Raw genomic sequence first — 23,197 nt, 5'->3', positions numbered from 1 at the left:
CCTCCGGACAGCGCGAATTTCTGGGTCACAGAGGGCTTGCGCTGTTCGGAACGTGCTGCTAGGAAGCCGCACGGTTTCCGGCAGGGTCGCCCTGCAAGACCTGATGTGCCGCCTTAGCTCAGTAGGTTAGAGCGCTTGATTGTGGATCAAGAGGTCCCCCGTTCGAGCCGGGGAGGCGGTACCATCATCTCTCGGACAACATTGAACTTCTGCGGGTAACAGGATCGCTGCCAAGGCCGTGTTGCCAGTGCGTCAGCCCTTGTTTTGCTCCGTGGTCACGACCCGGGTGCCCCAGGACTGGCAGGCCGTGGCAAGGCCGGGGGGCAGAGGCGCGTCGGTAAAGAAGGCGTCGAGGTCGGCCAGCGAGGCGATGCGGGCAGGGGCGCTGCGCGAGAACTTGGTGTGGTCGGAGACCAGGAAGGTCTTGCGCGACTGCCGAAGAATCGCCTGGCTGACGCTGACCTCCTGGATGTCGAAATCGAGCAGGTCGCCATCGCGGTCCAGCGCCGAACAGCCGATCACGGCGAGATCGAATTTGAACTTGCGGATCGTCTCTGCCGCGAGATTGCCGATCAGGCCGCCGTCCGATCGGCGCAACTGGCCACCTGTCACGATGATCTCGCAGCCGGGATTGCCGGCGAGAATGTTGGCCACGTTCATGTTGTTCGTGACCACCATCAGGTTCTCGTGGTGTTTCAGCTCTTCGGCGACGGCTTCGGTCGAGGTGCCGATGTTCAGGAAGAGGGAGATGCCGTTGGGGATCTCGTCGGCGCAGGCCCGCGCGATGGCGCGCTTGGCCTCCTGGTTGAGCGACCGGCGTTCGCCGTATTCGATATTCGTCGTCCCCGAGGGCAGGACCGCGCCGCCGTGCACGCGCTCCAGCCGGCCGGCCTCTGCCAGGTCGGTCAGGTCGCGGCGGATGGTTTGCAGCGTCACACCGAAATGCGCGGCGAGCCCTTCAACCGTGACCTTGCCTTCGCGCCGCGCGATGTCGAGAATCTCTGGCTGCCGGAAGGATTGGGACACGTTCAGGGCTTTCGGGTCTGGGTGTTCATTGCGTGGTGCCCATCAGCCTTTCCCGAAACGCGCGAAATGGCAACCAATAGGATCGGAAAGCAGCGAATTTGGGTTCGTTTTCTGCAGAAGCGAAACGATTTGACGCTTCGAGAGCTGTGTGATTCGGGTAAAGCGAACGAAAACGAAAAATCTTTCATTGCTCCGCGCCATGTTTTTGGTCATAACTCTTGCAGAGACGCGCATGGGGGGATTCGCGTGGGGCGATCAGCAGACAAGACGGTTACTGACCTGTTCATCATCGGCGGCGGCATCAATGGATGTGGCATTGCGCGGGATGCGGCCGGGCGCGGATTGTCGGTCACCCTGGCGGAGATGAACGACCTTGCCTCGGCGACCTCATCGGCTTCGACCAAGCTGTTTCACGGCGGTTTGCGCTATCTTGAATACTTCGAATTCCGCCTCGTGCGTGAGGCGTTGATCGAGCGCGAGGTGTTGCTGCGGGCGATGCCGCACATCAGCTGGCCGATGCGTTTTGTGCTTCCATATCATAAGGATATGCGCTTCGATTCGGAGACGCCGACATCGAAACTTCTGGGTCTGTTCATGCCCTGGATGAAGGGGCGGCGCCCGGCCTGGCTGATCCGTCTGGGGCTGTTCCTGTACGACAACCTCGGCGGGCGCAAGATCCTGCCGGGGACCAGGACCGTGGATCTGGTCGGCGGGCCTGAGGGCGCGCCGCTGGAGGACAGGTTCGAGAAGGCCTACGAATACTCCGACTGCTGGATCGAGGATTCGCGCCTTGTGGTCCTGAACGCACGCGATGCAGAGGCGCGCGGCGCGCATGTCATGACCCGTACCAAGGTGCTCAGCGCGACCTGCGAAGATGGGCTTTGGCGCATCGAAACGCGCAATACCGAAAGCAACGCGACCCGCACGTTCTATGCGCGGATGCTGGTCAATGCCGGTGGGCCATGGGTGGGCGACATCATCCAGACCAAGGCGCGGCTGAACTCTCGCGAGGGGGTTCGCCTTGTCCGGGGCAGTCACATCGTCACCAAGAAACTGTATGACCACGACAAGTGCTATTTCTTCCAGGGCACCGACGGGCGGATCATCTTTGCCATTCCCTACGAGACGGATTTCACCCTGATCGGGACGACGGATGCCGAGCATGACGATCCGTCCGAGAAGCCGGAATGCACCCCGCAGGAACGCGACTACCTGCTGGATTTCGCCAATCGCTATTTCAAGCGCGACCTGGTGCCCGAGGACGTCGTCTGGACCTATTCCGGTGTCCGTCCGCTGTATGACGATGGCGCCAGCAGCGCGACAGCCGCCACGCGGGACTATACGCTGAAGGTCGATACCAGTGCCGGCGCGCCGATGCTGAACGTCTTTGGCGGCAAGATCACCACCTATCGCCGGCTTGCGGAAAGCGCGCTGGAAAAGATCGGCACGCAGCTTGAAGTCTCAAAGGGGACCTGGACCGCGGGCGTACCTTTGCCTGGCGGGGATTTCCCGGTGCCTGGTGTGGACGGCCTGATTTCCGATCTCAGGGCCACGTATCCTTTCCTGACCGAGTTCTGGGCCAGGCGGCTGGTACGGGCCTACGGAACCGAGGCCGTCAAGGTGCTGGGGGATGCGACAGCGGCCGCCGACCTTGGGCGCGATTTCGGCGCGACCCTGACCGAGGCCGAGATCACCTGGTTGATGACCCATGAATATGCGCGCACCGCCGAGGACGTGGTCTGGCGCAGGAACAAGCTGGGGCTTCGGCTGGACGCCGGTCAGATCGAGGCCCTGGATGCCTGGATGGCCCGCAATCGCCACAGCACGCCCGCAGCAGCGGAATGAGGAGGAGAACCCGATGACGCTGGAACTGAAAGGCGTGTCGAAGACCGTGGAGGGGCAGGTACATATCCACCCCACGGACCTGAAGCTTGAAAAGGGCACGATGAACGTGCTGCTTGGGCCGACCCTGTCGGGCAAGACATCGCTGATGCGCCTGATGGCGGGGCTGGACGTTCCGGCGACGGGGCAGGTGATCTGGAACGGCGAGGACGTGACCGGCCAGCGCGTGCAGGACCGCAAGGTGGCGATGGTCTACCAGCAGTTCATCAACTACCCGTCGATGAGCGTCTACGACAACATCGCCTCTCCGATGAAGCTGATGGGCGTCGACAGGACCGAGATCGACCGCCGCGTGCGCGAGACCGCCGACCTGATGAAGCTTACCCCGATGCTGGACCGCAAGCCGCTGGAGCTATCCGGCGGCCAGCAACAGCGCTGCGCGTTGGCGCGGGCACTGGTCAAGAACGCGGGGCTGGTATTGCTGGACGAGCCGCTGGCCAATCTGGATTACAAGCTGCGCGAGGAGTTGCGGGTCGAGATCCCCAAGATCTTCGAGGCCTCCGGCAGCATCTTTGTCTATGCCACGACCGAACCGGAAGAGGCGCTGTTGTTGGGCGGCAATGTCGCCACGCTGTGGGAAGGACGGATCACGCAGTTCGGCCCGACGCCATCGGTCTACCGCCAGCCCGTCGATGCCACCACGGCGCGGGTGTTCAGCGATCCGCCGATGAATTTCCTGCAGATTTCCAAGACCGGCGACCGGATCATGTTCGGCGACGGGCAGAAGGCACCCGCGACGGGCAAGATCGCCGAGCTGGCCGATGGCCGCTACACGGCCGGGTTCCGGCCCAACCACCTGGAAATCGGCAAGCACGCGGCGGACGCGATGGAGTTCAAGACGCGGCTCAGCGTGACCGAACTGACCGGCTCCGAGACCTTCGTGCATCTCGACCATCACGGCGAACGCTGGGTGGGACTGATCCATGGCGTCCACGACCTGACGCTGGGCGCAGAGCTCAGTGTCTGGCTGGACCCGCGCCATGTCTATGTATTCGGGCAGGACGGCCGGCTGGTCGCGCCCGCCGCCTACGCGCTCGCGGCCTGAGGGAGGGGACCATGGCCAAGATCACGCTCGACAATCTCGCGCATTCCTACCTGCCGAACCCGGCCGGCGAGGACGATTACGCGCTCAAGGAACTGAACCATGACTGGGAGGACGGGGCCGCCTATGCGCTGCTGGGGTCCTCCGGATGTGGGAAATCCACGCTGCTCAACATCATCTCGGGGTTGCTGCATCCCAGCCAGGGCCGCATCCTGTTCGACGGGCAGGACGTGACCCAGGCGCCGACGGCAGAACGCAATATTGCGCAGGTGTTCCAGTTCCCGGTCGTCTACGACACGATGACCGTGCACGACAACCTGGCCTTTCCGCTGCGCAACCGGGGCCGGGACGAGTCCTACGTGGCCGAGCGCGTGCAGGAAATCGCCCGTATGATCGGCATGGAGGACATGCTGCGGAAAAAGGCGCGCGGCCTGACGGCGGATGCCAAGCAGAAGATTTCGCTTGGCCGGGGCATGGTGCGCAAGGACGTGAACGCACTGCTGTTCGACGAGCCGCTGACCGTCATCGACCCGCATATGAAGTGGGAGTTGCGCACCCAGCTGAAAAAGCTGCACCACGATTTCGGTCATACGATGATCTACGTCACCCACGACCAGACCGAGGCGCTGACCTTCGCGGACAAGGTGGTGGTGATGTACGATGGCCGCGTCGTGCAGATCGGTACGCCCGAGGAGCTGTTCGAGCGGCCCGAGCATACCTTCGTGGGCTATTTCATCGGCTCGCCGGGCATGAACGTCATCCCGGCAAAGGTTGATGGCAACAAGGCCTATATCAACGGGTCCTTCGTGGAACTGGCGCAGGGGTACAAGCCGCTCGACGGCAAGGTCGAGATCGGCGTGCGGCCCGAATTCGCCCGCCTGAGCCAGTCCGAGGGCCTGCCCGTCAAGGTGCGCCGTGTCGAGGATGTCGGCCGGCACAAGATCATCCGGGCCGAGTTCTTCGGCAATGACATCAACATCATCGCGGGCGAGGACGATCACGTCAGCGCCGACATGAACCGCGTCACCTTCGATGCGGCTCACGTCAACGTCTACGCCGATGACTGGCGCGTGCAGGGGGAGGCCGCGTAATGGAAAAGACAGTCAACCAGAAGGCCTGGTTCCTTGTTCTGCCGGTTCTGCTGCTGGTGGCCTTTTCGGCGGTGATCCCGCTGATGACCGTGGTCAATTATTCCGTTCAGGACACTTTTGGGAACAACCAGTTCTTCTGGGCCGGTCTCGAATGGTTCGAAGAGATGCTGCGGTCGGAACGCATGTGGGACGCGTTGGGCCGCCAGCTGATGTTCTCGGGCATCATCCTGGCGATCGAGATCCCGCTGGGGATCTTCGTGGCGCTGAACATGCCCAAGGGCGGTTTCTGGGCCTCGCTCTGCCTGGTGCTGATGTCGCTGCCGCTGCTCATTCCGTGGAACGTGGTGGGGACCATCTGGCAGATCTTCGGCCGCGTGGACATTGGCCTGCTGGGCTACACGCTGGACGCCTTGGGCGTGAACTACAACTACACGCAGGACACGGTCGCCGCGTGGATCACCATCGTCGTGATGGATGTCTGGCACTGGACCTCGCTGGTGGCACTGCTGGCTTATGCCGGGCTGAAGTCGATCCCCGACGCCTACTACCAGGCGGCCAAGATCGACCAGGCGAGCCGCTGGAAGGTGTTCCGTTTCATCGAACTGCCCAAGATGATGGGCGTGCTGATGATCGCGATCCTGCTGCGCTTCATGGACAGCTTCATGATCTACACCGAGCCGTTCGTCGTCACCGGCGGTGGTCCGGGCAACGCGACGACGCTCTTGTCGATCGACCTGGTCAAGATGGCCCTTGGGCAGTTCGACCTTGGACCCGCCGCCGCCTTCTCGATCATGTATTTCCTCGTGATCCTTCTGATCAGCTGGGTATTCTACACCGTGATGACCAACCTCGATAAGCGGGAGGGCTGAGACATGGCCGACGCGACCGTCAACCAAAGCTCGTCCCGCAAGGCCGCGCTGCCCCGGATCAACAGCCGCGCCGTGGTGATGACGCTCTACCTGCTGTTCCTGCTGTTGCCGATCTACTGGCTCCTGAACATGAGCCTGAAGACCAACACCGAGATCCTGAACGAGTTCACGCTCTGGCCGCGCGACCTGACCTTTGCCAACTATGCCACGATCCTCACGGATCCGGCCTGGTACATGGGGTATGTCAACTCGCTGATCTACGTGGTGATGAACACGGTCATCAGCCTCGCGGTGGCGCTGCCGGCGGCCTATGCCTTTTCGCGCTATCACTTCATGGGTGACAAGCACCTGTTCTTCTGGCTGCTGACCAACCGGATGGCGCCGCCGGCGGTTTTCGCGCTGCCCTTCTTTCAGCTGTATTCCAGCGTCGGGCTGTTCGACACGCATATCGCCGTGGCGCTGGCGCACTGCCTGTTCAACGTGCCGCTGGCGGTCTGGATCCTCGAGGGTTTCATGCGCGGCGTGCCGAAAGAGATCGACGAGACCGCCTATATCGACGGCTACAGCTTTGGCACCTTCTTCGTGAAGATCTTTACCCCGCTGATTGCCAGCGGCATCGGGGTCGCGGCCTTCTTCTGCTTCATGTTCTCATGGGTGGAACTGCTGCTGAGCCGGACGCTGACCACGGTGGACGCGAAACCCATCGCCGCCATCATGACCCGCACGCAGGGCGCATCGGGCATCGACTGGGGCGTTCTGGCCGCCGCCGGTATCCTGACCATCGTGCCGGGGGCGCTCGTGATCTACTTTGTCCGCAACTACATCGCCAAGGGCTTTGCCCTGGGCCGCGTGTGACGCGGGAAAGGGAGGAAAAACAATGGACTGGATGGCATGGACCTGGCCGACCGCGATCTTCTTCATGGTCATCGCCACGCTGCTGATCACCTTCACGATCCTCGCGATCAAGTTCCCGGAAACGCCCCGCATGGGCATCCTGCGGATCGAGACGACGCGCGGTGATCGGCTGTTCATCACCCTTCTCGGCTCGGCCTTCATCAACCTGGCCTGGCTTGGACTGGTCGGCGCGAACCAACCTTACGCGCTGATTGTCTGCCTGATCTACGCCGCGGCGGTCTTCCGCTGGGTGTAGCGACGGGCGCGGGGCCGGGACCAGAGGAGACCCGGCCGCGATTTGCTTGTTCCTCAGTTAATGGTTCAAAATGGGAGGATACCAACAAATGAACCTCAACCTAAAGACAACCACGGCAGCGCTGCTGATCCTCGCGGGTCCGGCCTTTGCCGACATGGACGCCGCGCGCGCGTTCCTGGACAGCGAGATCGGCGATCTCTCTGCCCTGCCGCGCGACGCCCAGGAAGCGGAGATGCAATGGTTCATCGACGCCGCCGCACCCTTTGCCGGCATGGAGATCAAGGTCGTCTCCGAGACCATCACCACGCATGAATACGAAGCGCAGGTGCTGGCCCCGGCCTTTACCGCGATCACCGGCATCAAGGTCACCCATGACCTGATCGGCGAAGGCGACGTGGTCGAGAAACTGCAGACGCAGATGCAGTCGGGCCAGAACATCTACGACGGCTACATCAACGACTCGGACCTGATCGGCACCCACTGGCGCTATCAGCAGGTGCGCAACCTGACCGACTGGATGGCCGGCGAAGGCGCCGACGTGACCTCGCCGACGCTGGACCTCGATGATTTCATCGGCCTCAGCTTTACCACCGGGCCGGATGGCAAGGTCTACCAGTTGCCGACCCAGCAGTTCGCGAACCTCTACTGGTTCCGCTATGACTGGTTCAACGATCCCAAGAACCAGGAAGACTTCAAGGCGGCCTACGGCTACGACCTTGGCGTTCCCGTCAACTGGTCGGCCTACGAGGACATCGCCGAGTTCTTTACCGGTCGCGACCTGTCGCACATGGGTGTCGATGGCGAAGTCTTCGGCAACATGGATTACGGCAAGAAGGACCCGTCGCTTGGCTGGCGCTACACCGACGCGTGGATGTCGATGGCCGGCATGGGAGACGTGGGTGAGCCCAACGGCCTGCCGGTCGACGAATGGGGCATTCGCGTCAATGACCAGAGCCAGCCTGTCGGCTCCTGTGTCGCGCGCGGTGGCGCCACCAACGCGCCCGCGGCGGTCTATGCCGTGACCAAGGCGATCGAGTGGCTGGAGAAATACACGCCGCCCGCCGCCGCTGGTATGACCTTCTCCGAGGCCGGCCCGATCCCGGCGCAGGGCAACATCGCCCAGCAGATGTTCTGGTACACCGCCTTCACTGCCGACACGGTCAAGCCGGGTCTGCCGGTGATGAACGAGGACGGCACGCCCAAGTGGCGCATGGCTCCCTCGCCGCATGGCGTCTACTGGAAAGAAGGCCAGAAGGTCGGCTATCAGGACGCGGGTTCCTGGACGCTGATGAAGTCGACCCCGGTCGACCGTGCCAAGGCGGCCTGGCTCTATGCCCAGTTCGTCACCTCCAAGACCGTGGACGTGAAGAAAAGCCATGTCGGCCTGACCTTCATCCGCGAATCCACCGTGCAGCACGACAGCTTTACCGATCGTGCCGACAAGCTGGGCGGCCTGGTCGAGTTCTACCGCTCGCCCGCGCGTGTGGCATGGTCGCCGACCGGCACCAACGTGCCTGACTACCCCAAGCTGGCACAGCTGTGGTGGCAGAACATCGGTGACGCCATGTCCGGCGCCAAGACCCCGCAAGAGGCGCTGGACGCGCTCTGTGCGGACCAGGAACGCGTGATGGAACGCCTGGAACGTGCCGGCATCCAGGGCGACATCGGTCCCAAGCTGAACGACGAGCGCGACGCCGAATACTGGTTCGACCAGCCCGGCGCGCCCTATGCCAAGCTCGACGACGAAGACGAAGAGCCCAAGACCGTCAGCTACGATGAGCTGATCAAGTCCTGGCAATAAGCCTTCCTCCCCGGTCGGGGCCCTTCGGGGCCTCGACCACCTCCTGTTTTCCCCCCATACTCGGCGCTGCGACAGCGCAACCTGAAATCGCTTTGAGGAGAGGCGGTCATGACCCATATCCTGGCCATCGATCAGGGCACGACATCCACCCGCGCCATCGTCTTCGACCCTTCCATGTCCATTGTCGCCACGGCGCAGGAGGAATTCCCCCAGCACTACCCGGCCTCGGGCTGGGTGGAACATGAACCGGCGGATCTCTGGGCGACGACTGCCGCCACGTGCCGTGCCGCGATCGAAAAGGCGGGCGGGCCGGGGATCGCCGCCATCGGTATCACCAACCAGCGCGAAACCACGTTGGTCTGGGACCGCAAGACGGGCAAACCGATCCACAATGCGATTGTCTGGCAGGACCGGCGCACCGCCGACCTGTGCCGCAAGCTGAAGGATGAGGGGTTCGAAGACGCGGTGACAGACCGCACGGGCCTCTTGCTCGATCCCTATTTCAGCGGGACGAAACTGGCCTGGCTGCTGGACAACGTGGACGGCGCCCGCGCACGCGCCGAGGCCGGAGAGCTTGTCTTTGGCACGGTCGATACCTGGCTGGTCTGGAACCTGACCGGGGGCGCGGTGCATGTCACTGACGCCACGAATGCCGCGCGCACCATGCTTTATGACATCCGCAAGGGCGGCTGGTCACAAACGATCTGCGACCGGCTGAACATCCCCATGTCGATGCTGCCAGAGGTCCGCGACAGCGCCGCCGATTTCGGCCAAACCCGTCCGGACCTGTTCGGTGGCCCGATCCCCATCCTGGGGATTGCCGGGGATCAGCAGGCGGCCACCGTGGGGCAGGCCTGTTTTGCTCCGGGTATGCTGAAATCGACATATGGCACCGGCTGTTTTGCTCTGATCAATACCGGCGATACGCCGGTCCGGTCGCAAAACCGCCTTCTGACCACCATCGCCTATCAATTGGACGGCAAGCCGACCTACGCCCTCGAAGGCTCGATCTTCATTGCCGGTGCGGTGGTGCAGTGGCTGCGCGACGGCCTGAAGATCATCCGCGAGGCGAAGGAAACCCAGCCGTTGGCCGAAGGTGCCGATGACGCCCAGAACGTGGTTCTGGTGCCCGCCTTTACCGGGCTGGGCGCGCCCTACTGGAACGCCGAATGCCGCGGCGCGGTTTTTGGTCTGACCCGCAATTCAGGCCCGGCAGAACTGGCCCGTGCCGCGCTGGAAAGCGTCGGCTACCAGACCCGGGACCTGCTGGCCGCCATGCAGGCGGACATGGGCGGGGTCAGCGATGCGGTGCTGCGCGAGACGTCAGATGCAACCCTTCGGGTTGACGGCGGAATGAGCGCTTCGGATTTTGCGATGCAGTTCCTGTCGGACATCATCGGCGCGCGGGTCGACCGGCCCGAGGTGCTGGAAACGACCGCATTGGGCGCGGCCTGGCTGGCCGGTCAGCGTGCCGGGATCTACCCCGAGCAGGCTCAATTCGCAGCAGGCTGGGCTTTGGACAAAAGCTTTGCCCCGGCGATGGATGAGGCGATGCGCCAGGAAAAATACGCGGCTTGGCAGCGCGCGGTCGACGCGACGATGCGCTTTTGAGGCCGGCGAGAGCGGGGCTGTCCTATCAGCCCCGCTCGGTTCTTGAGCCAGGCGGGCTCAAGCCTCACCGTCGTCCAAGACAGCGCTGTCACGGTCGGCCATTTGGGCCAGCTTGATCTGCATCAGCACCGACATTTCATCGTAATTCGTCCATTCATCGACGATGCGGCCGTTCTTGATGTGGAAATGGCTCATGCCCATGATCTGCACCCGCTTGCCGGTGGGCGCGCCCAGCTCCTCCATCACGCCCCAGCCCTGATGGTGCCCCTCGATCAGCCAGCGCACGGCGACCTTGGTGCCGCCTTCCTCGCAGGGGACTGAACAAATGTGCTGCGGCATGTAAAAGCCGTCGGGCACAGTGGCATAGAGGCCGACCGTCTGGTGCGTGACCGCGCCGTGCCCGTAGAGTTCTTTCATCAGCGGGCCGTGGTACTGGACCGTGGGTGCGTAGACCTCGCGGATCTTGCCGAACATGCGCTTGTTGTGGATCTCGTGCAACCACTCCAGGACCTCGCGTTCGAGGTCCGTATTGGCGATCTCGGTATCCGGGGCGGTCTCGGGCGGGTACTGGCCGATCAGGCGGCGGTTTTCCCCCATGTCGACCGCCAGCAGGCCCTTTTCGAAATAGGGGCGGGCCAGGTTCTCGGCATAAGCCTGTGCGTCCAGCCCGATCTGTTTCACCTGCGCCATGCTGTCGACCACCAGCCATTCGCGGTAGATCATGTTCTCGTAGATCATGCAGTCGGCGATGGTGCGCGCGACAAAGGTCCGGCCCGTGGGCTTGCCATAGATGCCCGGCTGGGTGTGCCGCCCGGTGCCGGTGACGAGATGCGAAGTGTAGAAACCGTCGTCCTCGTTGCCGTTCCAGATCACCTGGGTGGCCATGCCGCGGCGTTCCGGCAGCATGAACATCCGCTTGATCGTGTCATGCACGACGTCCTCGCGGTTATAGATCGTGCCGGTGGCATGATAGACGACGCAGTTGTGCGTGTAGTGGGTATAGATCAGCCCCACATCGCGTTCGTCCCAGATGCGATGCGTGCAGCGGACGATGTAATCCACGATGTCGGTATAGATCGGATCGAACCCCCGCATCGGTTGCGCGCGGGCGCGGTCTTTGGGGACGAGATCGACAAAGTCACGCCGCTCGACCTGCAGCACGGAAGCCGGGGTGGTCTTTCCCGGAGGCGTGTCCTTGCCCCTGGGGGCCGTTTCGCTTGCTGGCTGGTCCTTCGTGGCCATGTCGTTGTCCTGACGTTGCGGTTTCACTTGCGCGGAATGAAGCATGCTATGCATACGATTGCAAGTATCGTATCACTCCAGCCCGGCGCCGCGACGGAAATGACTCTGCATGCGGTCGAGGACGTCCACGCCCATCTGCATCAGCAGGTCCGGGATATCGAGCGGCACCCAGTTTTCGCGAATCAGGCCCTGGTGGTGCAGGTAGAAATCCATCACCCGCATCATCACCGGGCGCCCCGTGGCCGCGAGACCCAGGAAATCCGGCCCGTCGTGCGTGGCAAAAACACTGGGCCAGCCGCCGGTGACCGAATAGGGGCCGTCACCCACGCGGATATAGTGGCCGCCCTTGTGCTGTGCCTTCAGCTCGGCGATTTCATCCCATTGTCCACCGCCCTTGCGCCCGGGAAATGCGCGGCGGAAAGGCAACTGGTGATAGTCCACAAATCCCTGAAGGCCGCGTGTCGTGCCGATGCCCGATGGCCCGTACCACATCATCCTGGGGTGCCAGTGGTCCTTTTGCGGCATGGTCATCAAACCCTCGCGGCCGCGCTTCTCGAAGTCGTCGTAGGCGGCCAAAGTGCTATGCATGGCAAGGGTTTGCGCGATGCTGGATGCGCCTTCGTCCGGGTCCTGCGGGGTGAAGATCAAGCCGTCGCCGGTGATCGGCCCGGGCCACATGCCTTCTGTTCCCAGGCTGGGGGGCAGCGGCCAGAAACCGGCCTGGCGGATCATGTCCAGAACGTCCCAAAGGCAATTTGTCTGGACGATCTTGCCGTCACGGATCTCGTGCACCTCGCCGTAGCGCAGGTAGACGGGGCGACCGGTCGCGGGAATGGTCAGCCAGTCTTGCCGGAAGGTGCCACAGTAGTGGCCCATCATGGCGACATAGGTGCGGCCCTCGTACTCTCCTCCCATGACGATCAGGTCGCGCCGTTCGAGATCGGGCAGGGCGGTCATCAGCGGCCGCCAGAGCGAATCGGTGAGGAAGTCCAGCCCGACTCCCTCGTTCATCGGATGGGCGGCGCGGACCTCGACCTCGGGGTGGTAGAGCGCCGCGAGCCGGGCGCCCATATCTGCCTGTCCACCTTCGCAAAGTGCTGACAGGTCCTTGTGCAGGCTGAGTTTCAACGCGGTGATGTCAGTGGTCATGCTGGTCTCCATTTGGGGGTATTCTGGCGTTTGCAGGAAAATATTGCAATCGTATTCATGCATTGCTACGGTAAAGAAGTTCCGGGCACGGGTCCGGGGCGACGGAAGGCAAATGACCATGACAAGCGCGCCACCCCGGACAGAAAAGAGGCCGGGGTAGAAATCGGGAGGCTGTCCGGGTGGCCGGAGGGCGTGCGCAGTTCCAACGGGAGAGATCGGAATGAAGTTCAATGTTAAGGCAACGGTCGCCGCGGGTGCGCTGATTGCATCGGCAGGCGGCGCCTGGGCCGACTGCGGCATCGAAAGCGGCTCGGTCCGCATTCTGTCGAACGACTTCGACGCGCTGCACGCGGTGGCCGACTGGGCCGCGAAATGCGCCAGCGACAAGGTCGAGGTGACCAAGAACCACACCGAGGAACACAAGAACATCCAGGTGCCCGCGCTGACGACCAACCCGGCCAGCTACACCGTCGCCGTTGTCGCCACCAACTCCATCGTGCCGCTGCTCAGCGACGGTCTGATCCGGCCCCTGGACGAATACGTCGAGAAATGGGGCGGCCAGCTGCAGGACAGCCAGAAGATCGTTGTCGACGGCAAGATCATGGCGATCGCCTTCATGGCGAATGCCCAGCACATGTTCTACCGCGAGGACCTGCTGAAAGAGCACGGCATTCCCGTGCCCACAAGCTATGACGAGATGTTTGCCGCCGCCGAAAAGCTGCGCGATGCAGGCGTGATGGAAACGCCGATTTCCTCCAACTACATGCCGGGCTGGAACATCGCGGCCGAGTTCGTGAACAACTACCTTGCCACCGGCAACGACTTCTTCGTGCCCGGTAGCGCCGAGCTGGCGATCGACAACGAGGACGGGCTGCTCGTTCTCAACAACATGAAGAAGATGCTGGACTACATGAGCCAGGACTGGGCCACCTTCGACAGCAACGCCCAGAAACCGATCTGGGAGGCAGGCGAGGCGGCCATTTCGATTTCCTGGGGGTCGCGCGCAGGCGCCTATATCGCCGACGACAACCCGGCACCGGAAATCGCAGCCAATACCGCTTTTGCCGCCGCGCCCACGATCGGCGAGTACGACATCCCCTCGGCGGCGCTCTGGTGGGACGGGTTCACCATTGCCAAGAACATCTCGGACGAGGATGCCGAGGCGTCGTTCCGCGCGATGATGAACGGCCTGTCGCAGGACATGCTGGCCGCCAACATGGATGCTGCGGTCTGGCTGATCGACGGCTATGAACCGACACCCGCGGCCAGTGGCGTGATCGCCGACCTGCAGGCCGGCGCGCGCCCCTATCCGATGCTGCCCTACATGGGCCTGCTGCACACCGCGCTTGGCGACAACCTGGCAGAGTTCCTGCAGGGCAAGGAAAGCGCTGAACAGGCACTGGCCGACGTGACCGCGGCCTATACCACCGCCGCCACCGAAGCCGGCTTCCTGAACTAGGGACGATCCGGCCGGGGTCGCCGCAGGGCGGCCCCGCTCACCCAAATCAGCGGAACGGATGACCTCGTGCCTCTGTCTGGCGCGACAAGGGGAAAGTCATGCCTCACAAGACGTTCATGGCCTTTATATGGCCGTCACTCCTGGCGATGGTGTTGTTCATCGCCTTGCCGATCCTGTCGGTGGGTTACCAGTCGCTTTTCATCGAGCATAAACAGATCCTGATCGAGTCCGAGACCTGCGGGCCGTTCGGCTGCAAGAACGAGGTCACCGTCGACGTCGAGGCGATGGCGGAACTGCGGGCCGAAAATCCGGCTGGACGGTTCAACGGGCTGGGGACCTACACCAACGCCAGTCATCTTGCCTTTGACGAGATCGGCGAGATCTTTGCCACCAGCGAGAATTTCGGCGAGATCCGCAACCGGATCATGAACCTGCCATTCTACAAGGCGCTGATCTTCACGCTGGCCTATACCTTTATCGTGACCCCGCTGGTGATCATCCTGGGGTTCATCATCGCGGTGGTGGTCAATTCCATTCCCAAGATGCTCAAGGGGCCGGTGATCTTCTTCTCGCTGCTGCCCATGCTGGTGACGCCGCTGGTGGGGTCGCTGGTGCTGTTCTGGATGATCGACAGCCGCGGGATCATCGGGGCCGGGCTGCAGGCGCTGTTCGGGGATCCGACCCTGTCGCTCAAGGCTTCTCCGACGCTGACCTGGATCACGCTCTTCGTCTACGGGGTCTGGCACTCCGCGCCATTCGCCTTTGTGGTCTTCTACGCCGGTTTGCAGACCGTGCCGCAGGATACGCTGGAATCGGCGATGGTGGACGGGGCAAGCCGGTGGGAGCGGGTACGTTTCGTGACCATCCCCTACCTGATGCCGCTGGCGACCTTCATCGCGCTGATGCAGCTGATGGACAACTTCCGTATCTTCGAGCCGATCATCGGCTTCTCTGCCGCGGCCAGTGCCACCTCGCTCAGCTACCTGATCTACAACGATCTTCGCGCCGCTGAATCGCCGCTGTTCGGCTCTGCCGCGGCGACCTCGATGCTGACCATTGTCGGCGTCGTCATCCTGCTGTTGCCGGTCCTGCGCCGCAACTGGCGCGAATTCAACCGCAAGACCTGAGGGAGGGCCCGGTCATGTCCGATCTTGCCAACAAGAAACCGCCATCGCTGGTGGCCCTGTCGACGATCTTCGTGCTGTTCTGGCTGATCGTCGCCGCCTTCCCGTTCCTCTGGACGATGTGGGGTTCGTTCAAGGTCGAGGGGGATTTCTTTTCCCGCGCCGACTGGATGAACGCGATCACGGGTCCGGTGACGGAACGCCAGCATGGGGCGCCTTTCACGCTGGACGGGTATCGCGGCGCCTGGATCGAACAGGAATTCTGGCGCGCGGTCGTCAATACCGGCATCGTCGTCTTCTTTACCGTGATCATCTCGCTGACACTCGGCACGCTTGGCGGCTATGCGCTGGCGCGGTCGGGGTTCAAGTACACCTTCTGGCTGCTGATGGCGGCGCTGGTGTTCCGCGCCATGCCGCATGTGACGCTGGTTTCGGGCTACCTGCTGCCGTTCTTCCAGATGAACATCTGGGGCTATCTGCCCACAACGATCATCGTGCTGGTGGCGATCAACCAGCCTTTCACCCTCTGGATGCTGCACAGCTTCTTCCTATCGATCCCCAAGGATCTGGATGAGGCGGCGATGGTGGACGGCTGCACCCGGTTCCAGGCGTTCCGGCTGGCGATCATCCCGGTGATGTGGCCGGGTGTGGTCACGACGGGGCTGTTCAGCTTCCTCTTGGCCTACAATGACTTCGCCGTCACTTCGATGCTGCTTACGCAGGAAAACGCGACGATGATCCCCAAGATCAACTCGTTCCTGGGCTCCACCCAGGAAGAGGGCAAGGTGATGTATGCCGTCGCCGCCGTCGTCTCGGCCATCGTGCCGCTCTTCGTGCTCATCCTGTTCTTCCAACGTCAAATCGTGAGCGGCCTGACCGCTGGCGCCGTCAAGGGATAAGGGGCTTTTCAAATGGCCAGACTGCAACTCAAGAACGTGAACAAGCGCTGGGGTTCCTTCGTCGGCGTGGACAATTTCGATCTGGATATCGCGGACCAGGAATTCCTTGTCCTGTTGGGGCCCTCGGGCTGCGGCAAATCCACCACCATGCGGATGATCGCCGGGCTGGAGGAGGTGACCGATGGCGAAATCTGGCTGGGCGACCGGGTGGTGAACAACCTTGAGCCCAAGGATCGCGACATCTCGATGGTGTTCCAATCCTACGGGCTCTACCCGAACCTCAGCGTCTACGAGAACATCCGCTTTCCGCTGCGGGTGCGGAAGGTGCCCAAGGACCAGCATCACGAGATGGTCATGAAGGCCGTCGAGATGGTCGAATTGCAGGACTTCATGGATCGCCGTCCCGCCGAACTGTCTGGCGGTCAACGTCAGCGCGTGGCATTGGGCCGCGCCATCGTGCGCAAGCCCACGGTTTTCCTGATGGACGAGCCTCTGTCGAACCTCGACGCCAAGCTGCGGGTCAGCACTCGGGCACAGATCAAGAACCTGCAGTCCAAGCTGAAGACGACAACCGTCTACGTCACCCATGACCAGATCGAGGCCATGACCCTCGCGGATCGTGTGGTCGTCATGAACAAGGGCAAGATCCAGCAGGTCGGCACGCCCACGGATATCTACGACAACCCCGCCAATACCTTCGTTGCCAGTTTCATCGGCTCCCCGGCGATGAACCTGGTTGAAGGCAGGCTGGAAAACGGCGTCTTCGAGGGTGACGGCATCCGGGTCGAGGGCCTCGCTGCCGGCCCGTCCGGCAATGTGACCCTCGGTTTCCGCGCCGAGGATGCAGAGATCGTCGAGGGCACGGGCGAGATTTCCGCGCCGATGTATTCCATCGAGCTCCTGGGCGAGGCCTCGATGATCACCTGGCGGCTGGGCGGATCGCTCGTCTCGATCAAGACCAACAAGGAATACCGGGCAGAGATCGGCGACACGGTGAACGCCAGCATCCCGGCCGGGATCTGCCACCTTTTCGACACCGCAAGCGGAGAAAGGATCGCACAACAATGACCCCCGAGGAACAGGCCGAGGCCACGCGCCAGGTCATCATCCGCATGGAAGAGGCGCTGGGCGCCAACTCCAACGACATGGATCAGCATTTCCATGAGGACTTCCGCTGGATGGGCAATCAGGGTTGCGGCACGAAACCGGGGCTGGACGCCTTCCGCCGTAACTGGCAGCTGCCCTTGCGCGCCGCCTTTACCGAACGGGAGTACAAGACCGAGAAATTCATCTGTGAAGGTGAATGGGCGTCCTGTTTCGGTCATATCGAGGGCACCCATTCCGGGACCTTCATGGGCATCGCGCCCACCGGCAAGCGGGTAAAGATCCCGTACATGGATTTCTGGAAGGTGACCGAGGGGCGCATCGCCGACAATTGGGTGTCGGTCGATTTCGCCTCTGTCCTCGCCCAGCTGGGGCGGGACGTTTTCGATGGGCAAGGCTGGGAGCATTTTGACGACGGCACGCTCACGCCGCCGAGTGCAGAAAAGGAAACGACATGACCATCACCTATCTCAAGCGTGGCAAACCCGAGGCGGATCGTGCCGAGGACGACGCAAAGACCGCGTCCGTCGTGGCCTCTACGCTCAAGGACATCGAGACGCGTGGCGACGCGGCGGTGCGCGAACTGGCGGTGAAGTTCGACAAGTACGACCGTGAAAGCTATCGCCTGACCGAGGCCGAGATCGAGGCGATCATCGCCAAGGTCAGCCCGCAGGATCTCGAAGACATCAAGTTCGCGCAGGAGCAGGTCAGGAACTTTGCCCAGGCGCAGCGCGACTCGATGCTGGATATCGAGGTCGAGACGTTGCCCGGCGTGATCCTTGGCCACAAGAACATCCCGGTGCAGTCGGTCGGCTGCTACGTGCCCGGCGGCAAGTTCCCGATGGTCGCCTCGGCGCATATGTCGGTGGCCACGGCCAAGGTGGCGTGCGTGCCGCGCATCGTGGCCTGCACGCCGCCTTTCAACGGTGAACCGAACCCGGGCGTGATCGCCGCGATGCACCTGGGCGGCGCGGACGAGATCTATGTGCTGGGCGGCATCCAGGCGGTGGGCGCGATGGCGCTGGGCACCGAGAGCATCGCCCCGGTGCACCTGCTGGTCGGCCCCGGCAACGCCTTTGTCGCCGAGGCCAAGCGCCAGCTTTTCGGGCGCGTCGGTATCGACCTCTTCGCCGGGCCGACCGAGACGATGGTAATCGCCGACGAGAGCGCCGCCGATGCGGAATTGTGCGCGACCGACCTGCTCGGGCAGGCAGAACACGGGTACAACAGCCCCTGTGTTCTCATCACCAACTCCGAAAAACTGGCAAGCGAGACACTGGCAGAGATCGACCGCATTCTGGAGATCCTGCCCACCGCAGAGACCGCGAAGGTCAGCTGGCAGGACTACGGCGAGGTCATCGTCTGCGATACCTATGACGAGATGCTGCAGATGGCTGACGAGATCGCCAGCGAGCACGTCCAGGTGATGACCGACCGCGACGACTGGTTCCTCGAGCACATGACCTGCTACGGCGCGCTGTTCCTTGGCCCGCGCACCAACGTGGCCAATGGCGACAAGGTGATCGGTACCAACCACACGCTGCCGACCAAGAAGGCCGGCCGATATACCGGCGGGCTCTGGGTGGGCAAGTACCTGAAGACCCACAGCTATCAGAAGGTCTTGACCGACGAGGCCGCGGCCCGGATCGGTGCCTATGGCTCGCGCCTCTGCCTGCTCGAAGGGTTTGTCGGCCATGCGGAACAGTGCAACGTCCGGGTCCGTCGATATGGTGGGGTGAACGTGCCCTACGGTGCGCCCGCGCATCTGGTGGAAGCGGCGGAATGATCCTGCCGCGCACACCTTCGCTGCGCCTCGACGGCAAGCGCGCTCTGGTAACGGGGGCCTCTTCGGGCATCGGTCAGGCCTGCGCCGTGGCGCTGGCCGAGGCCGGCGCGCATGTCGTCTGCGCCGCCCGCGGGACGGACCGACTGAACGAGACCGTGTCCGAGATGCGGGCCGAAGGCTGGAGCGCCGAGGCGCTGTCGCTGGACGTCGGCGACCTGGACGCGATGCAGGCGGCCCTGGCGGGGCAACGGCTCGACGTGGTGGTGAACTCCGCGGGCCTCGCCCGCCACGGCCCGGCGCTGGAGACGACCCCGGCGGATTACGACGCGGTCATGGGCGTCAACCTGCGCGGGGCCTACTTCCTGTCGGTGGCGGCGGCAAAGGCCATGGCCGAGGGCGGCGGCTCGATCATCCACATCAGTAGCCAGATGGGCCAAGTCGGCGGCATCGACCGGGCAGTCTATTGTGCGTCGAAACACGGCCTCGAGGGCATGATCAAGGCAATGGCCATCGAATGGGGCCCGCGGCGGATCCGCATCAACTCGATCTGCCCCACATTTATCCGCACGCCGCTGACCGAAGGCACCTTCGACAACCCCGAGCGCGTCGCCTGGATCGAGGAAAAGATCAAGCTGGGCCGGGTGGGCGAGGTCGAGGATATCATGGGGGCCGTGCTTTATCTGGCCTCCGATGCCTCAGCTCTGGTAACCGGCACCTCCATGTTGATTGACGGAGGCTGGACGGCGGACTGATGGCAAGTGAACGGGTGACTTCGATACAGGTGGCGCGACGCGCCGGGGTGAGCCAATCGGCGGTGAGCCGGGTCTTTACACCCGGCGCCAGCGTGTCCAAGGCGACGCGGGAAAAGGTGCTGCGTGCGGCGGAGGAGTTGGGCTACAGGCCCAACGTCCTGGCCCGCGCCATGATCACCGGCCGGTCGCGCATCATCGGCCTGGTCGTCGCCTACCTTGAAAATCAGTTCTACCCGGAAGTGGTCGAGCGCTTGTCCGTGGCGCTGCAGAACGAGGGCTATCACGTCCTCGTCTTCATGTCCTCGCCCACGGTTGGCGACGTTCAGGACGTGATGCGCGAGATCCTCGATTACCAGGTGGACGGCATCGTTCTGGCCTCCGTCTCGATGTCCTCGGTGCTGGCACGGCGCTGCCACGATCACGGGATTCCGGTAGTCCTGTTCAATCGCGAGCAGGACGATCCGAGCATGTCTTCCGTGACCACGAACAACTATCTCGGCGGACGCGCGGTTGCCGCGCATTTTGCCGCCGCGGGGCACCAGAAGATCGGCTATATCGCCGGGCTCGAAGAGGCCACGACGCAGCGCGACCGTGAGGCAGGCTTTCGCGACGGGCTGGAAGAGGCGGGGCTGACCCTGTCGGCGCGCGAGCTGGGCAACTTCGAATACGGCCAGACCCGGGCGGCGGCGCTGGAAATGTTCGCCGGGCGCGACTATCCCGACGCGGTTTTCGTCTGCAACGACCACATGGCCTTTGCCGCGATGGACGTGATCCGGTTCAAGCTGGGCCTGCGCGTCCCTGACGATGTGGCCGTGGCGGGTTTTGACGATGTGCCCATCGCCGCCTGGCCGGCCTATGACCTGACCAGTTACCGCCAGCCCATCAATCGCATGATCGCGCAGACGGTGAAGGTCCTTCTGCGCCGGATCGAGGACCGTGACACACCGCCCGAGCGCATTACGCTGGACGGCGAGTTGAAGCTGCGCGGCTCGACGAAGAACATTGGAGCGACCTGAATGCGCGGATTCGAACCGAAATGGCAGGATGTGCCGCATTTCATCATCGGCATCACCAAGGAGATCTGGGAGGATCGGGAAATCGGTTCGCTGCGGCACCGCTATGCGCCGGGGCTGATCGTGCGTTCTCCGGCCTCGGTCGTGGTGGACAATTCCAACGTCATCGCCGCGACGATGGCCACGCTGGCGGAATTTCCCGACCGTGAGCTCTTGGGCGAGGACGTGATCTGGTGTGAGGATCCGGATGGGGCGACCGAGACCTCGGATGCTTTCCTGTCCTCTCACCGGCTGATCTGTACCGCCACCCATAGCCACCCCGGCATGTACGGCGCGCCCACCGGGCGGCGCGTGGCCTATCGCATCCTGGCCGATTGCGCGATCCGCGACGACGCCGTCTATGACGAATGGCTGGTGCGCGACCAGTCCGCCATCGTGGCCCAGATGGGTTTTGACGTGATCGACTGGACCCGTGACCTGATCGCGCGCGAGGGCGGGCCAGAAGCCTGCGTGCAGCCGATGACCCCGGCGACGGATGTGGCCGGCCCCTATGGCAGGCGCGGCAACGAGAACGAATGGGGCCAGCGTTACGCCGATGTGCTCTCGGCGATCATGGCCGCCGACATGAACGTGATCCCCCGTGCCTACGACCGTGGTGCGAACCTGCATTACCCCGGCGGGCAGGATGGCCTTGGCTGGGGCGATGCAGATCGGTTCTGGATGGGCCTGCGCGCCGCCTTTCCCTCGGCAGAGTTTCGGATCGAGCATATCGTGGGCCGCGAGGACCCGCTGATGCCGCCGCGCGCTGCCGTCCGGTGGAGCCTGCACGGATCGCATTCCGGATGGGGCCGCTTTGGGCGGCCCACGGGCGCCGAGGTCTACATCATGGGCATCAGTCACGCGGAATTCGGCCCCTTCGCGGGCAGCGGCACATGGGGGGACCCCACGGTGCGCCGCGAATTCACCCTGATCGACGAAACTGCGATCTGGAAACAGATCCTCTTGCAAACCGGAGCACATGAATGAAGGGGTTTTCCGACAAGTTCAGCGACCTTCCCGATTACATTCTCAAGATCACTAGGGAAATCTGGGAAGACCGTGGGCTGGCCACGCTGCACCACTACTATGGCCGCGACATCCCCATGCGCTTTCCTTCGGGGCTTGTGACCGGCAATGCCGGCGTCATCGACGGGACATTGGCCACGCTGGCCGAGTTCCCCGACCGGCAGTTGCTGGGCGAGGACGTGATCTGGTCCGAAGGGCCGGAAGAGGGGCGCTACCTGTCCTCGCACCGGCTGGTGACGATGGGCACACATACCGGCCACGGGGCCTTTGGTGCGCCTACGGGGCGCGGCTTTGTCATTCGGGCCATCGCCGATTGCGCTGCCAAGGGGGACGTGATCGACGATGAATGGCTGATCCGCGACGTCGGCGGTATCGCGCGCCAGCTTGGCCACGACCCGGCGGACTATGCCCGCTATCAGATCGAGACAGAGGGCGGGCCGGATGCCTGCCAGCGCCCCTTCCATCCCAGCCACGATGTGCAGGGCCCCTACACCGGCCGCGGCAATGACAACGAATGGGGCGCGCGCCTGACCGACATCCTGACCCGGATGATGGACAAGGATTTCACCGTCATCCGGCAGGAGTACGACCGCGCGGTGCGCACCGAGCACTGGGGGGCGCGGGGCGGCTGGTCCTATGACTTTGCCGAAACCGACTGGATGCGCCTGCGCTCGTCCTTTCCGACCGCAACATTCGAGATCCATCACCAGATCGGCCGATCGGACCCCGGCACGCCCAACCGCGCCGCCGTGCGCTGGTCGCTGACCGGCACACATTCCGGACACGGCTATTTCGGGGCGCCCACCGGGGCCGAGGTGCACGTCATGGGCATCACCCATGCCGAGTGGGGCGAATGGGGCCTGCGCCGCGAATTCACCCTGATCGACGAGGTGGCGATCTGGAAACAGATCCACCTTCACACCGGCGACGTGACCTGCCGAGCTGCACCGCTGGCAGAGGCGGGATGACGGCCGTCCCTTCATATGAGGGGTGTCTGTCGGGGGCCGGACCCAAGGCGCGGGACATGATCGCCCTGGCGCACCGTCTGCGGCCCCTGCACGGGTTCCTGGCCAGCCGCCGCGCGCGGCGGTTGAACAACCGCCCGCCGGGGG

21 protein-coding genes and 1 tRNA gene are annotated in these 23,197 nt (G+C 63.4%); 19 read left to right on the top strand and 3 right to left on the bottom strand.

The window, feature by feature from the left end; translation table 11 throughout:
* Positions 1-107: 107 nt before the first annotated feature.
* Positions 108-184, top strand: a tRNA-His gene (locus ACQY5B_RS15745).
* Between the two features lie 68 nt (positions 185-252).
* Here ACQY5B_RS15745 and ACQY5B_RS15740 read toward each other — a convergent pair.
* Positions 253-1,026 (bottom strand): DeoR/GlpR family DNA-binding transcription regulator, encoded by a 774-nt coding sequence (locus ACQY5B_RS15740; RefSeq protein WP_305970717.1) that lies wholly within the window; start codon positions 1,024-1,026, stop codon positions 253-255.
* 246 nt (positions 1,027-1,272) lie between these two features.
* Here ACQY5B_RS15740 and glpD point away from each other — a divergent pair, with 246 nt between their 5' ends.
* The 8 genes from glpD (at position 1,273) to glpK (ending at position 10,492) form a co-directional block, all read left to right on the top strand.
* A complete protein-coding gene (gene glpD / locus ACQY5B_RS15735; protein WP_420324534.1) occupies positions 1,273-2,871 on the top strand; it encodes a glycerol-3-phosphate dehydrogenase in 1,599 nt (532 codons plus the stop codon).
* 13 nt (positions 2,872-2,884) lie between these two features.
* The gene (locus tag ACQY5B_RS15730) at positions 2,885-3,973 is read left to right on the top strand and encodes an ABC transporter ATP-binding protein (RefSeq protein ID WP_420324535.1); all 1,089 of its coding nucleotides are present in this window, start codon (positions 2,885-2,887) and stop codon (positions 3,971-3,973) included.
* Positions 3,974-3,984: 11 nt separating this feature from the next.
* Positions 3,985-5,061 (top strand): ABC transporter ATP-binding protein, encoded by a 1,077-nt coding sequence (locus ACQY5B_RS15725; RefSeq protein ID WP_420324536.1) that lies wholly within the window; start codon positions 3,985-3,987, stop codon positions 5,059-5,061.
* On the top strand, positions 5,061-5,930 hold the full coding sequence (locus ACQY5B_RS15720; RefSeq protein ID WP_305970713.1) for a carbohydrate ABC transporter permease: 870 nt from the start codon (positions 5,061-5,063) through the stop codon (positions 5,928-5,930). The genes ACQY5B_RS15725 and ACQY5B_RS15720 overlap by 1 nt, the downstream gene beginning before the upstream one ends.
* 3 nt (positions 5,931-5,933) lie before the next feature.
* Positions 5,934-6,785 carry a carbohydrate ABC transporter permease gene (locus ACQY5B_RS15715; RefSeq protein WP_305970712.1) on the top strand — a complete coding sequence of 284 codons (852 nt, stop codon included), beginning with the start codon at positions 5,934-5,936 and terminating at the stop codon, positions 6,783-6,785.
* A gap of 22 nt (positions 6,786-6,807) precedes the next feature.
* The gene (locus ACQY5B_RS15710; protein ID WP_305970711.1) at positions 6,808-7,080 is read left to right on the top strand and encodes a DUF2160 domain-containing protein; all 273 of its coding nucleotides are present in this window, start codon (positions 6,808-6,810) and stop codon (positions 7,078-7,080) included.
* An 88-nt stretch (positions 7,081-7,168) separates the two neighbouring features.
* Positions 7,169-8,881 carry an ABC transporter substrate-binding protein gene (locus ACQY5B_RS15705; RefSeq protein WP_420324537.1) on the top strand — a complete coding sequence of 571 codons (1,713 nt, stop codon included), beginning with the start codon at positions 7,169-7,171 and terminating at the stop codon, positions 8,879-8,881.
* A 108-nt stretch (positions 8,882-8,989) separates the two neighbouring features.
* Positions 8,990-10,492, top strand: a complete 1,503-nt coding sequence (glpK, locus tag ACQY5B_RS15700) for a glycerol kinase GlpK (RefSeq protein WP_420324538.1) — start codon at positions 8,990-8,992, stop codon at positions 10,490-10,492.
* Between the two features lie 57 nt (positions 10,493-10,549).
* Here the strand turns inward: glpK and ACQY5B_RS15695 are convergent, their stop codons facing one another.
* The gene (locus ACQY5B_RS15695; RefSeq protein ID WP_420324539.1) at positions 10,550-11,734 is read right to left on the bottom strand and encodes a nuclear transport factor 2 family protein; all 1,185 of its coding nucleotides are present in this window, start codon (positions 11,732-11,734) and stop codon (positions 10,550-10,552) included.
* A 72-nt stretch (positions 11,735-11,806) separates the two neighbouring features.
* Positions 11,807-12,883: an ester cyclase gene (locus tag ACQY5B_RS15690; protein ID WP_420324540.1), complete on the bottom strand. Its 1,077-nt coding sequence runs from the start codon at positions 12,881-12,883 to the stop codon at positions 11,807-11,809.
* A gap of 220 nt (positions 12,884-13,103) precedes the next feature.
* Between ACQY5B_RS15690 and ACQY5B_RS15685 the strand changes: the two genes are divergently transcribed.
* From ACQY5B_RS15685 to ACQY5B_RS15640, 10 genes are all read left to right on the top strand, one after another.
* Positions 13,104-14,342, top strand: a complete 1,239-nt coding sequence (locus ACQY5B_RS15685; protein ID WP_420324541.1) for an ABC transporter substrate-binding protein — start codon at positions 13,104-13,106, stop codon at positions 14,340-14,342.
* A 98-nt stretch (positions 14,343-14,440) separates the two neighbouring features.
* Entirely contained in the window at positions 14,441-15,469 is a 1,029-nt protein-coding gene (locus tag ACQY5B_RS15680; protein ID WP_305970705.1) for a carbohydrate ABC transporter permease, read from the top strand.
* 14 nt (positions 15,470-15,483) lie between these two features.
* A complete protein-coding gene (locus tag ACQY5B_RS15675; RefSeq protein ID WP_305970704.1) occupies positions 15,484-16,365 on the top strand; it encodes a carbohydrate ABC transporter permease in 882 nt (293 codons plus the stop codon).
* Positions 16,366-16,377: 12 nt separating this feature from the next.
* Positions 16,378-17,433 (top strand): ABC transporter ATP-binding protein, encoded by a 1,056-nt coding sequence (locus tag ACQY5B_RS15670; RefSeq protein ID WP_420324542.1) that lies wholly within the window; start codon positions 16,378-16,380, stop codon positions 17,431-17,433.
* Positions 17,430-17,927, top strand: coding sequence for an ester cyclase (locus ACQY5B_RS15665; RefSeq protein ID WP_371931796.1), 498 nt, complete (start codon positions 17,430-17,432; stop codon positions 17,925-17,927). The genes ACQY5B_RS15670 and ACQY5B_RS15665 overlap by 4 nt, the downstream gene beginning before the upstream one ends.
* Positions 17,924-19,255, top strand: a complete 1,332-nt coding sequence (gene hisD / locus ACQY5B_RS15660) for a histidinol dehydrogenase (RefSeq protein ID WP_420324543.1) — start codon at positions 17,924-17,926, stop codon at positions 19,253-19,255. The genes ACQY5B_RS15665 and hisD overlap by 4 nt, the downstream gene beginning before the upstream one ends.
* Positions 19,252-20,007, top strand: coding sequence for an SDR family NAD(P)-dependent oxidoreductase (locus tag ACQY5B_RS15655; protein WP_420324544.1), 756 nt, complete (start codon positions 19,252-19,254; stop codon positions 20,005-20,007). Before hisD ends, ACQY5B_RS15655 begins: the two co-directional genes overlap by 4 nt.
* Positions 20,007-21,023 carry a LacI family DNA-binding transcriptional regulator gene (locus tag ACQY5B_RS15650; protein WP_420324545.1) on the top strand — a complete coding sequence of 339 codons (1,017 nt, stop codon included), beginning with the start codon at positions 20,007-20,009 and terminating at the stop codon, positions 21,021-21,023. The genes ACQY5B_RS15655 and ACQY5B_RS15650 overlap by 1 nt, the downstream gene beginning before the upstream one ends.
* Entirely contained in the window at positions 21,024-22,046 is a 1,023-nt protein-coding gene (locus ACQY5B_RS15645) for a nuclear transport factor 2 family protein (RefSeq protein ID WP_420324546.1), read from the top strand.
* Positions 22,043-23,053, top strand: coding sequence for a nuclear transport factor 2 family protein (locus ACQY5B_RS15640; protein WP_305970698.1), 1,011 nt, complete (start codon positions 22,043-22,045; stop codon positions 23,051-23,053). Before ACQY5B_RS15645 ends, ACQY5B_RS15640 begins: the two co-directional genes overlap by 4 nt.
* Positions 23,054-23,197 lie beyond the last annotated feature (144 nt).

Origin of the sequence: Antarctobacter sp. (assembly GCF_965277915.1) — a bacterium.
GTDB lineage: Bacteria > Pseudomonadota > Alphaproteobacteria > Rhodobacterales > Rhodobacteraceae > Antarctobacter.
Note: the sequence above shows the minus strand (reverse complement) of the source record. Positions and strands in the feature narration are given on the sequence as shown.

Bases quoted from the DNA above. Each gene is read 5' to 3' on its own strand.
- ACQY5B_RS15730 (WP_420324535.1), top strand. From the start codon at position 2,885: ATGACGCTGGAACTGAAAGGCGTGTCGAAGACCGTGGAGGGGCAGGTA.
- ACQY5B_RS15725 (WP_420324536.1), top strand. From the start codon at position 3,985: ATGGCCAAGATCACGCTCGACAATCTCGCGCATTCCTACCTGCCGAAC.
- ACQY5B_RS15720 (WP_305970713.1), top strand. From the start codon at position 5,061: ATGGAAAAGACAGTCAACCAGAAGGCCTGGTTCCTTGTTCTGCCGGTT.
- ACQY5B_RS15715 (WP_305970712.1), top strand. From the start codon at position 5,934: ATGGCCGACGCGACCGTCAACCAAAGCTCGTCCCGCAAGGCCGCGCTG.
- ACQY5B_RS15710 (WP_305970711.1), top strand. From the start codon at position 6,808: ATGGACTGGATGGCATGGACCTGGCCGACCGCGATCTTCTTCATGGTC.
- ACQY5B_RS15705 (WP_420324537.1), top strand. From the start codon at position 7,169: ATGAACCTCAACCTAAAGACAACCACGGCAGCGCTGCTGATCCTCGCG.
- glpK (WP_420324538.1), top strand. From the start codon at position 8,990: ATGACCCATATCCTGGCCATCGATCAGGGCACGACATCCACCCGCGCC.
- ACQY5B_RS15695 (WP_420324539.1), bottom strand. From the start codon at position 11,734: ATGGCCACGAAGGACCAGCCAGCAAGCGAAACGGCCCCCAGGGGCAAG.
- ACQY5B_RS15690 (WP_420324540.1), bottom strand. From the start codon at position 12,883: ATGACCACTGACATCACCGCGTTGAAACTCAGCCTGCACAAGGACCTG.
- ACQY5B_RS15685 (WP_420324541.1), top strand. From the start codon at position 13,104: ATGAAGTTCAATGTTAAGGCAACGGTCGCCGCGGGTGCGCTGATTGCA.
- ACQY5B_RS15680 (WP_305970705.1), top strand. From the start codon at position 14,441: ATGCCTCACAAGACGTTCATGGCCTTTATATGGCCGTCACTCCTGGCG.
- ACQY5B_RS15675 (WP_305970704.1), top strand. From the start codon at position 15,484: ATGTCCGATCTTGCCAACAAGAAACCGCCATCGCTGGTGGCCCTGTCG.
- ACQY5B_RS15670 (WP_420324542.1), top strand. From the start codon at position 16,378: ATGGCCAGACTGCAACTCAAGAACGTGAACAAGCGCTGGGGTTCCTTC.
- ACQY5B_RS15665 (WP_371931796.1), top strand. From the start codon at position 17,430: ATGACCCCCGAGGAACAGGCCGAGGCCACGCGCCAGGTCATCATCCGC.
- hisD (WP_420324543.1), top strand. From the start codon at position 17,924: ATGACCATCACCTATCTCAAGCGTGGCAAACCCGAGGCGGATCGTGCC.
- ACQY5B_RS15655 (WP_420324544.1), top strand. From the start codon at position 19,252: ATGATCCTGCCGCGCACACCTTCGCTGCGCCTCGACGGCAAGCGCGCT.
- ACQY5B_RS15650 (WP_420324545.1), top strand. From the start codon at position 20,007: ATGGCAAGTGAACGGGTGACTTCGATACAGGTGGCGCGACGCGCCGGG.
- ACQY5B_RS15645 (WP_420324546.1), top strand. From the start codon at position 21,024: ATGCGCGGATTCGAACCGAAATGGCAGGATGTGCCGCATTTCATCATC.
- ACQY5B_RS15640 (WP_305970698.1), top strand. From the start codon at position 22,043: ATGAAGGGGTTTTCCGACAAGTTCAGCGACCTTCCCGATTACATTCTC.